General features: G+C 71.3%; 13 protein-coding genes. 8 read left to right on the top strand and 5 right to left on the bottom strand.

What is annotated here, in order from left to right:
* Positions 1–18: 18 nt before the first annotated feature.
* Together ald and ACWCSU_RS02575 are read right to left on the bottom strand one after the other, a co-directional pair.
* Positions 19–1,128: an alanine dehydrogenase gene (ald, locus tag ACWCSU_RS02580; RefSeq protein ID WP_357702896.1), complete on the bottom strand. Its 1,110-nt coding sequence runs from the start codon at positions 1,126–1,128 to the stop codon at positions 19–21.
* Between the two features lie 54 nt (positions 1,129–1,182).
* Positions 1,183–2,565, bottom strand: coding sequence for an aspartate aminotransferase family protein (locus tag ACWCSU_RS02575; RefSeq protein WP_449933061.1), 1,383 nt, complete (start codon positions 2,563–2,565; stop codon positions 1,183–1,185).
* Positions 2,566–2,796: 231 nt separating this feature from the next.
* Here ACWCSU_RS02575 and ACWCSU_RS02570 point away from each other — a divergent pair, with 231 nt between their 5' ends.
* Entirely contained in the window at positions 2,797–4,152 is a 1,356-nt protein-coding gene (locus ACWCSU_RS02570; RefSeq protein WP_449933059.1) for a M20/M25/M40 family metallo-hydrolase, read from the top strand.
* A gap of 208 nt (positions 4,153–4,360) precedes the next feature.
* Positions 4,361–4,720, top strand: a complete 360-nt coding sequence (locus ACWCSU_RS02565) for a phytanoyl-CoA dioxygenase family protein (RefSeq protein ID WP_449933057.1) — start codon at positions 4,361–4,363, stop codon at positions 4,718–4,720.
* 14 nt (positions 4,721–4,734) lie between these two features.
* Here the strand turns inward: ACWCSU_RS02565 and ACWCSU_RS02560 are convergent, their stop codons facing one another.
* Positions 4,735–4,938, bottom strand: a complete 204-nt coding sequence (locus ACWCSU_RS02560; protein WP_449933055.1) for a hypothetical protein — start codon at positions 4,936–4,938, stop codon at positions 4,735–4,737.
* A 12-nt stretch (positions 4,939–4,950) separates the two neighbouring features.
* A complete protein-coding gene (locus tag ACWCSU_RS02555) occupies positions 4,951–5,538 on the bottom strand; it encodes a winged helix-turn-helix domain-containing protein (RefSeq protein WP_357702906.1) in 588 nt (195 codons plus the stop codon).
* Between the two features lie 114 nt (positions 5,539–5,652).
* Here ACWCSU_RS02555 and ACWCSU_RS02550 point away from each other — a divergent pair, with 114 nt between their 5' ends.
* From ACWCSU_RS02550 to ACWCSU_RS02535, 4 genes are read left to right on the top strand one after another with little or no spacing between them, the layout of a single operon-like run.
* Complete coding sequence (locus ACWCSU_RS02550; RefSeq protein WP_449933052.1) at positions 5,653–6,321, top strand: alpha/beta fold hydrolase; 669 nt, start codon at positions 5,653–5,655, stop codon at positions 6,319–6,321.
* A 57-nt stretch (positions 6,322–6,378) separates the two neighbouring features.
* Positions 6,379–6,936, top strand: coding sequence for an ABC transporter ATP-binding protein (locus ACWCSU_RS02545; protein ID WP_449933050.1), 558 nt, complete (start codon positions 6,379–6,381; stop codon positions 6,934–6,936).
* On the top strand, positions 6,936–9,191 hold the full coding sequence (locus tag ACWCSU_RS02540) for a YhgE/Pip family protein (RefSeq protein WP_449933048.1): 2,256 nt from the start codon (positions 6,936–6,938) through the stop codon (positions 9,189–9,191). The genes ACWCSU_RS02545 and ACWCSU_RS02540 overlap by 1 nt, the downstream gene beginning before the upstream one ends.
* Positions 9,188–9,754, top strand: a complete 567-nt coding sequence (locus ACWCSU_RS02535) for a TetR/AcrR family transcriptional regulator (RefSeq protein ID WP_357702914.1) — start codon at positions 9,188–9,190, stop codon at positions 9,752–9,754. The genes ACWCSU_RS02540 and ACWCSU_RS02535 overlap by 4 nt, the downstream gene beginning before the upstream one ends.
* 4 nt (positions 9,755–9,758) lie before the next feature.
* On the opposite strand, the gene ACWCSU_RS02530 is transcribed toward ACWCSU_RS02535, so the two are convergent.
* Positions 9,759–10,280, bottom strand: coding sequence for a cysteine dioxygenase family protein (locus ACWCSU_RS02530; protein ID WP_357703067.1), 522 nt, complete (start codon positions 10,278–10,280; stop codon positions 9,759–9,761).
* A gap of 117 nt (positions 10,281–10,397) precedes the next feature.
* Here ACWCSU_RS02530 and ACWCSU_RS02525 point away from each other — a divergent pair, with 117 nt between their 5' ends.
* A complete protein-coding gene (locus ACWCSU_RS02525) occupies positions 10,398–11,279 on the top strand; it encodes a LysR family transcriptional regulator (RefSeq protein WP_449933045.1) in 882 nt (293 codons plus the stop codon).
* Positions 11,280–11,300: 21 nt separating this feature from the next.
* Positions 11,301–11,930 carry a LysE family translocator gene (locus tag ACWCSU_RS02520; protein WP_449933043.1) on the top strand — a complete coding sequence of 210 codons (630 nt, stop codon included), beginning with the start codon at positions 11,301–11,303 and terminating at the stop codon, positions 11,928–11,930.
* The last annotated feature ends 44 nt before the right edge of the window (positions 11,931–11,974 follow it).

The raw sequence follows: 11,974 nt of genomic DNA, 5'->3' as shown, positions 1-11,974 counted from the left end.
CGCGCCCCTTCAGAGGTTTCAGAGCACGTCGGCGACCGGCGTGTACGCCAGCCCCAGCGCCTGGGCGACCGGCTCGTTGGTGAGCTGGCCGTCATGGGTGTTCAGACCGCCCGCGAGGCCCTGGTCGGCCTTCAGCGCGTCACGCCAGCCCAGGTTGGCCAGCTTGACCGCGTACGGGAGCGTCGCGTTGGTCAGGGCGTAGGTGGAGGTGTTGGCCACCGAACCGGGCATGTTCGCCACGCAGTAGAAGATCGACTCGTGCACCTTGTACGTCGGCTCGGCGTGCGTGGTCGGCCGCGAGTCCTCGAAGCAGCCGCCCTGGTCGATGGCGATGTCCACAAGCACCGAGCCCGGCTTCATCCGTGAGACCAGGTCGTTGGAGACCAGCGTCGGGGCCTTGGCGCCGGGGATCAGCACCGCGCCGATGACCAGGTCGGCCTGGAGGACCTCCCGCTCGATCGCGTACGAGGTGGACACGAGGGTCTTGAGCCGGCCCTGGTAGATGGCGTCGATCTGGCGGAGCCGGTCGATGTTGGTGTCGAGCACGGTCACGTCCGCGCCCATGCCGACGGCGATCTGGGCGGCGTTCAGGCCCGAGACGCCGCCGCCGATGACGACGATCCTGGCCGGGGCCACGCCGGGCACGCCGCCGGGCAGGACGCCGCGGCCGCCGTTGAAGCGCATGAGGTTGTAGGCGCCCACCTGCGGCGCGAGCCGGCCCGCGACCTCCGACATCGGGGCGAGCAGCGGCAGCGTGTGGCCCACCTGCACGGTCTCGTACGCGATGCCGGTCGTCCTGGCGGCGAGCAGGGCGTCGGTGCACGGCCGTGAGGCGGCCAGGTGCAGGTAGGTGAACAGGACCAGGCCCTCGCGCAGGCGGTGGTACTCCTCCGCGATGGGCTCCTTGACCTTGAGGACCATGTCCGCCCTGGCCCATACGGCGTCGGCGTTGTCGAGGATCTTCGCGCCCGCGGCGAGGTATTCCTCGTCAGTGATGTGTGAGCCGAGGCCGGCACCCCGCTGGACGGTGACGTCGTGACCGTTCCGCACCAGCTCGTGAACACCGGCGGGGGTGACCGCCACACGGTATTCGTGGTTCTTGACCTCGGCAGGGACGCCGATCTTCATCGTAGGGATCCTTTCGGAGACCGCGGCACTTCGTCGTACCGGGTGGGGAGGGTGTTAGAGGCGCGCCCACGCTTCCGAGAGCACGCCCCTCAGGATGGATCCGATCTCGTCGAACTCCCTTGGCCCCGCGATCAGCGGGGGCGCGAGCTGGATCACGGGGTCTCCGCGGTCGTCGGCCCGGCAGTAGAGTCCGGCGTCGTACAGCGCCTTGGACAGGAACCCGCGCAGCAACCGCTCGGACTCCTCGGCGTTGAACGTCTCCTTGGTGGCCTTGTCCTTGACCAGCTCGATGCCCCAGAAGTAGCCCGAGCCCCGCACGTCGCCGACGATCGGCAGGTCGCGCAGGTCGTCGAGGGCCGCCTGGAAGAGGGGTTCGTTCTTGGTGACGTGGCCGAGCAGGTCCTCGCGCTCGAAGATGTCGAGGTTGGCGAGGGCCACGGCGGCGGACACGGGGTGGCCGCCGAAGGTGTAGCCGTGGGCGAACATGGTGTCGCCCTCCTTGAACGGCTCGAACAGCCGCTCGTGCGCGATCATCGCACCGATGGGCGAGTAGCCGCTGGTCAGGCCCTTGGCGCAGGTGATGATGTCGGGCACGTAGTCGAACTTCTGGCCGCCGAACATGGTGCCGAGGCGGCCGAAGGCGCAGATGACCTCGTCGGAGACGAGCAGCACGTCGTACTCGTCGCAGATCTCGCGCAGGCGCTGGAAGTAGCCGGGGGGCGGCGGGAAGCAGCCGCCGGCGTTCTGGACGGGCTCGGCGAAGACGGCGGCCACGGTGTCGGGGCCCTCCATCTCGATGGCGCGGGCCACGCGGTCGGCCGCCCAGATGCCGTATTCCTCGGGCGACATGCCGGGAACGCCGCTGATTTCGTCGGCGCGGTAGTAGTTCGTGTTCGGAACGCGCACCGAACCGGGCACGAGAGGCTCGAACATCTGCTTGAACGCCGGGATGCCGGTGATCGACAGGGCGCCCTGCGGGGTGCCGTGGTAGGCGATCTGGCGGCTGATGACCTTGTGCTTGAGCGGCTTGCCGACGAGCTTGTAGTACTGCTTGGCCAGCTTCCACGCGGTCTCGACGGCCTCGCCGCCGCCGGTGGTGAAGAAGACCCGGTTCAGCTCGCCCGGCGCCTGGGCGGCCAGGCGGGCGGCCAGCTCGGCCGCCTTGGGGTGCGCGTAGGACCACAGGGGGAAGAAGGCCAGCTCCTGCGCCTGCTTGGCGGCGGCCTCGGCCAGCTCGCCACGCCCGTGCCCGACCTGGACGACGAACAGCCCGGCCAGGCCGTCGAGGTAACGCTTGCCGTGAATGTCGTAGATGTAGGACCCCTCACCGCGCACGATGGTCGGGATCTCGTTCTTCTGGTAGGCGCTGTGCCTCGTGAAGTGCAACCACAGGTTGTCCTGCGCGGCCTTCAGGACGTCGTTTTCCGGCTGCGTCATGGTTATCTTCCCTTGTGTCGAACTCCCCACAGTCTGCATCTTCACCTGCGGTTTGCCAAGCGAATCGGTCGCAGCACTATGCAAGAAAATCGAGATCCGCAGAACCGTTGTGTAACAGCAACGAAATCCGCAGGTAGATTAACGCGCGGGTCATGCCTGTTTCCGTACTGTGGAACGTTCTGTGATCCAATGAGACCAAACTGTCGAGAACGACCCCCGGGGGACCGTCCCGTGACTCCTGACCAGATCGAGAGCGCTGTCGCCGCCGCGATGCCCCAGGCCATCGAGGAGCTCAAGCGGCTCGCCGCCATTCCTTCCGTGGCCTTTCCGGGACACCCCGACCAGCCGGTCCTCGCCGCCGCGTCGGTGACGGAGGAGCTCGTCCGCTCGGCCGGCCTGCCGCACGTCCAGCAGGTCGCCGTCGAGGGCAGCTTCCCCGCGATCTACGGCGAGGCCCCCGCCCCTCCCGGCGCGCCCACGGTCCTGCTCTACGCGCACTACGACGTGCAGCCGGCCGGCGACCTGGCCGCCTGGCGCACGCCGCCGTTCGAGCCGACCCTGATCGACGGCAAGCTGTACGGCCGAGGCTGCGCGGACGACAAGTCGGGCATCATCTCGCACGTCACCGCCCTGCGCGCCTTCCAGGGCCGGTTCCCGGTGGGCATCAAGGTCATCATCGAGGGCCAGGAGGAGTACGCGGGCGAGCGCCTGGAGTCCTTCGTCGAGCGCAACCCCGACCTGCTGCGCGCCGACGCGATCGTGGTGGCCGACAGCGGCAACCCGCGCGTCGGCGACCCGGCGATCACGACGTCGCTGCGCGGCATGGCGGCCTTCACCATCGAGGTGCGCACGCTGCGCGAGGCCGTCCACAGCGGCTCGTTCGGCGGCGCCGCCCCCGACGCGCTGGCCGCCCTCATGCGCATGCTGACCGCGCTGCACGACGAGAACGGCGACATCCGCGTCCCCGGCCTGCCGCGCGGCAGCTTCCTCGGCCAGGGCCCGTCGGAGGAGGAGTTCAGGAAGACCGCCGGCGTGGCGGACGGCGTGTCGCTGGTCGGGTCCGGCTCGCTGGCCGACCGGCTGTGGGCGTCGTACGCCATCACCGTCACGGGCCTCGACGTGCCGAGCGTGTCGGGCGCCGTGAACGCGGTCCAGCCCGCGGCGCGGGCCAGGGTGACCGTCCGGATTCCTCCGTCCGGCGACCCGAAGACCACGGTCAACGCCGTGGTGGAGTTCCTGCGCCAGGTGGCGCCGTGGGGCGTGCAGGTGTCGTTCGGCGACTTCACCGTCGGGTCCGGCTTCCAGGCCGACTCCGGCGGCAAGGCTCGCGCGGCGCTCAACCGGGCGATGGAGCGCGCCTTCGGCCGCCCGCCGCGCGACGTGGGCGCGGGCGGCTCGATCCCGCTGGTGAACACGCTGCTCAAGCAGTACCCGGCGGCCGAGATCCTGCTGTTCGGCGCCGAGGACGAGGACGCCGCCATCCACGCCCCGAACGAGCGGGTCGACCTCGACGAGCTGCGCCGCGTGGCCACCGCCGAGGCGCTGTTCCTGCAGGAGCTGAGCCTGCCGTCGGCGCTCGGCATCTGAGCCGGTAAACGCGTTGCCCTTCCGGGGCCCGGTTCGCCAGACTGCACGGCGTTCACCGGAGTCCGTCAGGAAGGGCGGCGCATGTTGACCGAAGAGCAGGTCGAGTCGTTCGTCGAGGACGGGTTCGTCCGGTTGCCCGGCGCGGTTCCCCGGGAGACGGTCGACCAGTGCCGGGCCGAGCCTGCGCTCGCGCGGCCGTGCCCTGCTCATGCTGTTCCTGTTCTCCGAGGTCGGCCCGGACGACGCCCCCACCCGGGTACGGGTCGGCTCACATCTGGACGTGCCCGCTCTGCTCGCCGGTTCCGGGGACGAAGGGCGTGAATGGTTCCCGCTGTGCGGGGAGGCGGTGCCGCTCAGCGAGGGGCGCAGGGAGGTCACCGTCACCGGCTCGGCGGGGGACGTCTACCTGTGCCACCCGTTCCTGATCCACGCCGCCCAGCCGCATCGCGGCAGCGTGCCGCGCTTCATGGCCCAGCCGCCGCTGGTGCCGACCGACCTGCTCGACCTCACCGGCACCACCCCCACCCCGGTGGAACGCGCGGTCCTGAAGGGCCTGAACGGCGGCTGATCCCGGCGGGAGGGTCAGGCGTGGCGGTCCACCAGGCGGGGGCCCTTGGCCGCGCCGCGGCACACCAGGCGCAGCCCGGTCTCCACGAGGGCCCAGCCGAGCCGCCGTTCCCAGGAGCGGGCGCCCCTTAGACGGCGCGCCCGTCGGGGGGTCCGGGCCGCGGCGCGCAACTCCTGGCCGCGTACCTGCTCTACAAGTAGGTATAAGTCGGGATACATCCTGCTCTCTCCTCACGTCGTGAACGGGAACCCGTACAGGTGCACGGCGACGTTCTCGCGGCCCTTGGCGTCACCCGCCTCGGCGGCCGCCTTGCCGCGGGCCGTCCACCTCAGGACCACGTCGTCGATCTCCTGCCTGAGGCCGCGCAACTCCTCGGCGGTCAGTGTGAGCAGGAACTCCGAGCCGAAGGAGGAATCCTGCCAGTCCTCGCTCCAGGCCCACTGGGCGTCGAGGTAGCCGTCGTACATCTCGGTGAGCTGGCGGGCGTGCAGGCGCGAGATCGCCTGGTGGGCCACGGCGCCCTCTGGGTTGTCGCGGAAGTCGGAGTTGCGGGTGGAGAAGCTCTCCGCGGACGTCCGCCACCAGCGCTCCCGACCGTCGCCCCGGCCGCTCTCCGCCTCCTCGATGAGGCCGTGGGAGGCGAGTTTGCGCAGGTGGTAGCTGACCAGGGAGACCGCTTCGTCCACCTGCTCGGCGAGCTGCGAGGCCGTCGCCGAGCCGGCCACCTTGAGCGCGCGGTACAGCTTCATGCGCAGCGGGTGCGCCAGCGCCTTGAGGGTGCCGACGTCCTGGACGCGCTGCCGCTCGTGCCTTGCCATGCCTCCATCCTAGATGCGAAAGAAAAATTGCGCAATAAAAGTTGCGGACTTCGCTTTTCTGTCTGCCCCGGGGCGTAGAACTACTTCCGCACCACCGACGAAGGGAGCAAGAGTATGAGCGAGGCGCCCCAGGGCCGTCCGGCCACGTTCGCGCTGATCCACGGCGGCGGCAGCTCGGCATGGGACTGGCACCTGGTCGAGGCCGAGCTGCGCGCCAGGGGCCACCGCACGGTGGCCGTCGACCTGCCGATCGAGGACGAGTCCGCCGGCCTGGCCGACTACGCCGACGCCGTGGCGCGGGCCGTCGGCGAGGCGGACGAGCTGGTCGTGGTGGCCCACTCGTGGGGCGGCTTCGTCGCGCCGCTGGTCTGCGACCGCCTGCCCGTCAAGCTGCTCGTGCTGGTCACGGCCATGATCCCGGTGCCGGGCGAGCCGCCGGGCGAGTGGTGGGCCAACACCGGCCACCGCAGCGCCGAAGACCTGGACACGATCGCCCAGTTCATGCACGACGTCCCGGCGGAGCTGGCCGCGGAGGAGCTGACCCGGGGGCGTCCACAGGCGGAGAAGTCGTCCGTCGAGCCGTGGCCGGGCGCGGCGTGGCCGGACGTGCCGACGAAATTCCTGCTCTGCCGGGACGACCGGTTCTTCCCGCCCGAGTTCGTGCGGCGGGTGGTCCGGGAACGGCTCGGTGTCGTGCCCGACGAGATCGGGGGCAGCCACATGGTCATGCTGTCGCGGCCGAAGGAGCTGGCCGAGCGGTTGGAGGCGTATCTCACAGTGTGACGCACCGCATCACGAGGTAATCTTTTGTACTGACCAGTCAGTTCAAGAGATGGGGTTGTGGTGATCGTCGCGGAGGGCTTGTCGATCGAGGGGGTGTACCCGGCGGTCTCGCTGAAGGCGGGCCCCGGGACGCTCACGGCGGTCGCCGGGCCGGCGGGCAGCGGGCGTACGAGCCTGCTGCTCACGCTGGCCGGGCGGATGAAGCCGACGACGGGCACGCTCTCCGTCGCCGGGCACGCCAGGCCGCGGGCCATCCGCAAGGTGGCGGCCCTCGCGCTGGTGGACGGCGTGACGGATCTCGACAGGGCGCTGACGGTCAAGGAGCACCTGCGCGAGCGCAGGCGCAAGCCGTACCAGGAAGTCCTGAAGCGGGCGGGGCTCGCGGCGCCGGACACGACGCCGGTGAGCGAGCTGGACCGCGAGCAGCAGGTGCGCCTCGGCGTCGCCCTGGCCCTGCTGGACGAGCCCGCGCTGATCCTCGCCGACAACGTGGACGCGGGCCTGCCCGACGACCGCGTGGGCGAGCTGTGGGACCTCCTGCGCGGCCTCGGCACGGCCGTGGTCGCGAGCTGCGTGCGCCCGCCCGCCCGCTACGACCACCTCGTGGAGCTGTGATGAAGGGCATGCTGCGGTCCCGGTTGACCCGGGCTGCGCTGGCGGCGGTGATCGTGCTGCCGCTCCTGTACGCCGGACTGTACCTGTGGTCGTTCTGGGACCCCCAGGGCAACCTGGACCGGGTCCCGGTCGCGCTGGTCATGGAGGACCGTCCGGCCACGGTCGACGGCAAGACCCTGCACGCGGGCCAGGACCTGGCCGACGAGCTGCGCGAGCGCAGGACGTTCGCCTGGCACGAGGCCACGCCCCGGCAGGCGGCCGACGGGGTCGCCGACGGCAGCTACTACCTGTCGCTCACCGTGCCCGCCGACTTCAGCGCCCGCCTGGCCTCGCCGTCCGACGACACGACGACCCCCACCCCCGCCCAGCTCGGCCTGCGCGTGGACACCGGCCGCAGCTACATCGTCGGCAGCATCTCCGACGCGGTCTTCAACGAGGTGCGCGCCGCCGCCGAGCGCACGGCCGTCCACGACTACTTCGACAAGGTCTTCGTCTCGATCGGCGACATCCACGACGCCACCACCGAGGCCGCCGACGGCGCCGGCAAGCTGCACGACGGCGCGGTCAAGGCCGGCGACGGCGTCTCCCGGCTCAACTCCGGCCTCGGCACCGCCGAGAACGGCGCCCAGCAGCTCTCGGTCGGCCTGAACAGCGCCAACACCGCCACCGGCAAGCTCCGGGACGGCTCGGCGCAGGTCACCGGCGGCATCGGCAAGGCGCAGCAGGGCATCGGCGAGCTGCGGGACGGCCTGGCCAAGCTCCGCCGCGAGGGCACCTCCGAGCTGCGCAAGGGCACCCGCAAGGCGGCCGACCAGGTCCACACCCAGACGCGCGCGGTCAACCAGCTCGCCGACAAGTACGTACCGGTGCTGGACGAGTGGGGCCCGAAGGTCGCCGACGCCGCCGAGCAGGTGGCCGACGCCGCCGACCGGCTCGCGGACGGCTCCGGCACGGGCACCGGCGCGACCCGCGCCGCGGGCAGCGCCCGGGAGGCCGCCTCCCAGGCCCAGGCCGCTCTCGACCGCCTCGGCGCGGACGCCGACCCCGAGCTGCGCTCCCTGCTGCGCAGCGCGGCGAACGCCGCCGAACGCGCCGCCGAGCAGGCCGGCTCGGCGGGCACCGGCGGTTCCGGCGGCGCCTCCGCCCTGTCCGCCCAGGCCCGCGAGCTGGCCAGGAACGCCCGGAAGATCGCGGCCGTGGCCCCGCAGATCGGCCCCAAGGTCGACCAGGTCAGGAGCCAGGTGAACGCCCTGGACGACGGCCTGGCCAAGCTGGCCGCCGGCGCGGCGACCGTGGACGCGAGCCTGGCCAAGGCCGGCACCGGCGCGGGCACCCTCTACCAGGGCGCGACCAAGCTGCACGACGGCTCGGCCAAGGTGACCAGCGGGCTCGGGCAGCTCGGCGGCGGCCTGGTCAAGCTGAGCGACGGCGCCGGCACCCTGTACGCCGGGGTCGACCGGCTGCACGACGGCGCGGGCCAGGTCGACAAGGGCATGGACCAGCTCGCCAAGGGATCGAAGGACCTGGCCGGCGGGCTCGGCGAGGGCGCGGAGAAGATCCCCGACTACGACGCCCGGCAGCGGGCCGCCCGCGCCGACGTGATGAGCGACCCGGTGCGGCTGGCCAAGACGGTCGACAACGAGGTCCCCAACTACGGCACCGGCTTCGCGCCGTTCTTCCTGCCGCTGGCGCTCTGGGTGGGCGCGATGATCACGTTCATGGTGCTCAAGCCGTTGAACCAGCGGCGGCTGGCCGGGACGCAGGGCGGGGTGCGCATCGCGCTGGCGGGCTGGCTGCCCGCGGTGGCGCTGGGCGCGGCCCAGGTCGGGGTGCTGGCAGCGGTGCTGCGGTTCGCGCTCGGCCTGGAGGCGGCGCACTGGCTCGGGGTGATCGGGCTGCTGCTGCTGGCGGCGGCCGCGTTCCTGGCGGTGGTGCAGGCGGTCAACGCGCTGCTCGGGCCGCCCGGCCGGGTGGTGGGGCTGGCGCTGCTGATGCTCCAGCTCACCTCGGCGGCGGGGACGTACCCGATCGAGACCTCGCCCGGGTTCTTCCAGACGATCTCGCCATGGTTGCCGATGAGCTGGGTCGTCTCGGCCCTGCGCAGGCTGATCAGTGGCGGCGATCTGACCGTGGTGTGGCAGGCTTGCGGCGTGCTGTCCGCATTCCTCGTGCTCGGGCTCGCGCTGACCACCCTCGCGGTGGAGCGCGGCCGCGTCTGGTCCATGAAGCGCCTGCACCCCGAGCTGTCGCTGTGAGCAGGCAGGACACCCGGGCGAAGGTGTTCACGGCGGCGGTCGAGCTGATCGCCGAGCAGGGCTACGCGGCCACCACGGTCGACGCGATCGCCGAGCGCGCCGGGGTGGCCAAGGGCACCGTGTTCTACAACTTCGGCAGCAAGGAGGGCCTGTTCTCCGCGCTGCTCGACCACTCGATCGAGCGGCTGGCGGGCGCGCTGGCCGCCGCCGACACCGGGGAGAGCGGCGTGGCCGCCCTTGACTCGGTCGTGCTGGGCCAGCTGCGCTTCTTCGAGGAGCACGGGCCGTTCGCCCGGGTGCTGCTGTCCGAGATGTGGCGCACCGCCTGGCAGGAGGCGGTGGCCCGGCTGCGCGAGAGCGCGCTCGGCGTGTACGCGGGCGTCCTGCGCAGGGCGGCGGCGAGCGGCGAGATCCGCGCCGACCTCGACGTGGAGACGGCGGCGACCGCCCTGTTCGGCATGGTCCTGACGGTCGCCATCGAACGCCGCGCCCTCTACCCCGAGCGGCCGATCGAGCAGACCCACCAGACCCTGGTCGAGCTGCTCCACGGCCGCATCAGGTGAGGCGTCAGCGCACCGGCAGCTCGTAGACGCGGCGCACGCTGCTGCCGAGCTTGCCCACGTCCGCGCCGTACACGTGCAGCGACACCCCGACCTCGTCGCTGGTGTTGAGGACCATGTGGATGTCGCCGGGAGGGGCGAACCCGCTGACCTCGCCCGGCCGGTTGTCGGCCCGTCCGATCTCCACCAGGTGGTCGCCCATGTCGCGGTAGAGGGTCTCGTGCTCGATGCCGCTGAGGATGCCGAACGTGCACCACGAGACGTGGTCGTGGATCACCGTGTACTGGCCGGGACGCCACACGACGGCCACGATCGAGAACTCGTCCTGGGCGTGCAGCAGGTGTGAGGTGTAGCGGTCGGGCGTGCCGAGGCGCTCCTCGGGGGTGAGGACGTCCATGCCGGGCAGCCGGTCGCGCAGCAGGTCGGCCACGGCGAACGCGGTCTCGCGGGCGGGGAGCTTTCTGGCCACGATCTCGGAGATGCCGGACACCAGCACGTCGAGCCCTGGCCTGGTGGTGGTCGCGACCATGTTCACGGTGTCCCCCTAGGGAAAATGTGGCAATTTGTCCTCCCTCTCTACGGTGTCTCAAGTGAATCGATAGGTCCAACAGAAGTCTTCTGGCCCATCGATAGATACGATTGATGAATGCTCGACGTCGCCCGGCTCCGCGTCCTCGTCGCGGTGGCCCGCAAGGGGTCGCTCACCGCGGCCGCCAAGGAGCTCCACTACTCCCAGCCCTCCATCAGCCACCACCTGGCCCGGCTGGAGGCCGAGACCGGCGCCAAGCTCGTCCAGCGGGTGGGCCGCGGCATCCGGCTGACGGAGGCGGGCCGGCTGCTCGCCGACCGGGCCGCCGACATCATCGGCCGGATCGACGCCACGGCCGAGGAGCTGGCCGCCCACGTGGGCCTGCGCGAGGGGCGCGTCCGGCTGGCCGCCTTCCCGTCAGCGCTGGGCACGTTCATCCCGTCCGCCGTCCGCCGCCTGTCGGGCGCCCATCCGGGGCTGCGCATGCAGCTCACCGAGACCGAGCCGCCCGAGGCCCTCAGGCTGCTGCGCGCCGGCCGCGTCGACGTCGCGGTCATGTTCCGGTACGACGACACCGCCCCCGAAGAACCCGGCCTGCACCTGATCCACCTCTTCGACGACCCCAGCTACCTGGTCTCCATCGGGCCCGGCGGCGAGCTGGCCGACCATGCCGACTCCCCCTGGATCGCCGGCTGCGACCGCTGCCGCAGCCACCTGCTCGACATCTGCGCCAAGGCCGGTTTCGAGCCGCGCATCTCCTTCACCAGCGACGACATCGTGGCCGTGCAGGCGCTCGTGGCGGCCGGCATGGGCCTGACCGTGCTGCCCGGCCTGGCGCTCACCGCCCACCGCAACCCCGACGTCGAGGCGACCCAGGTGCCCGGTTCCACCAGGCACGTCTACGCCGCCGTCTACGGCGAGCCGCCCCATCCGCCGGCCACCGGCGCCCTGCTCGAAGCGCTGACGGAAAGCCTGTCACCCGCCCGGGAAAATCGTTGACGACGTCCCTACGATGAGCACATGCCGGACATCACGCATCTCGCACTCTTCTGCGCGGCCACACTCGGGTTGCTGCTGGTCCCCGGACCGGCGGTCCTCTACATCGTCACCCGGAGCGTCTCCCAGGGCCGGTCGGCCGGGATGGTCTCGGTGCTGGGCGTGCACACCGGCTCGCTGGTCCACATCGGCGCGGCGGCCCTCGGCATCAGCGCGCTGATCGCGGCCTCGGCGACCGCGTTCACGGTCGTCAAGTACGTGGGCGTGGCGTACCTGCTCTGGCTCGGCCTGCGCAAGCTGATGAAGCGCGGCGGGGAGTCCGAGGAGGTCGTCGAGCTGAAGGTGCAGTCCAGGCGGCGGCTGTTCTGGGAGGGGTTCGTGGTCAACGTGCTCAACCCGAAGACGGCCCTGTTCTTCCTGACCTTCCTGCCGCTGTTCACCGACCCGGCGGCAGGGCCGGTGGGGCCGCAGATCCTCCTGCTCGGCGCGTTGTGGCTGGTGCTGGGGATGGCCAGCGACGGCATGTACGCGCTGCTGTCGTCGGTGCTGGCCGCGCGGCTGCGCGGGTCCGTACGGGCCCGGCGGCGGCTGGACGTGAGCAGCGGCCTGGTGTACCTCGGGCTGGCCGCCTGGCTCACAACTGAGAAGGCATGACAAGCCGGGAAATTTTGCGTCCATGATGCGATAGTGAGATCAAT

It is taken from the genome of Nonomuraea sp. NPDC001699 (assembly GCF_053596455.1).
Note: the sequence above shows the minus strand (reverse complement) of the source record. Positions and strands in the feature narration are given on the sequence as shown.

Bases quoted from the DNA above. Each gene is read 5' to 3' on its own strand.
- ald (WP_357702896.1), bottom strand. From the start codon at position 1,128: ATGAAGATCGGCGTCCCTGCCGAGGTCAAGAACCACGAATACCGTGTG.
- ACWCSU_RS02575 (WP_449933061.1), bottom strand. From the start codon at position 2,565: ATGACGCAGCCGGAAAACGACGTCCTGAAGGCCGCGCAGGACAACCTG.
- ACWCSU_RS02565 (WP_449933057.1), top strand. From the start codon at position 4,361: ATGCTGTTCCTGTTCTCCGAGGTCGGCCCGGACGACGCCCCCACCCGG.
- ACWCSU_RS02560 (WP_449933055.1), bottom strand. From the start codon at position 4,938: ATGTATCCCGACTTATACCTACTTGTAGAGCAGGTACGCGGCCAGGAG.
- ACWCSU_RS02555 (WP_357702906.1), bottom strand. From the start codon at position 5,538: ATGGCAAGGCACGAGCGGCAGCGCGTCCAGGACGTCGGCACCCTCAAG.
- ACWCSU_RS02550 (WP_449933052.1), top strand. From the start codon at position 5,653: ATGAGCGAGGCGCCCCAGGGCCGTCCGGCCACGTTCGCGCTGATCCAC.
- ACWCSU_RS02540 (WP_449933048.1), top strand. From the start codon at position 6,936: ATGAAGGGCATGCTGCGGTCCCGGTTGACCCGGGCTGCGCTGGCGGCG.
- ACWCSU_RS02530 (WP_357703067.1), bottom strand. From the start codon at position 10,280: ATGGTCGCGACCACCACCAGGCCAGGGCTCGACGTGCTGGTGTCCGGC.
- ACWCSU_RS02525 (WP_449933045.1), top strand. From the start codon at position 10,398: ATGCTCGACGTCGCCCGGCTCCGCGTCCTCGTCGCGGTGGCCCGCAAG.
- ACWCSU_RS02520 (WP_449933043.1), top strand. From the start codon at position 11,301: ATGCCGGACATCACGCATCTCGCACTCTTCTGCGCGGCCACACTCGGG.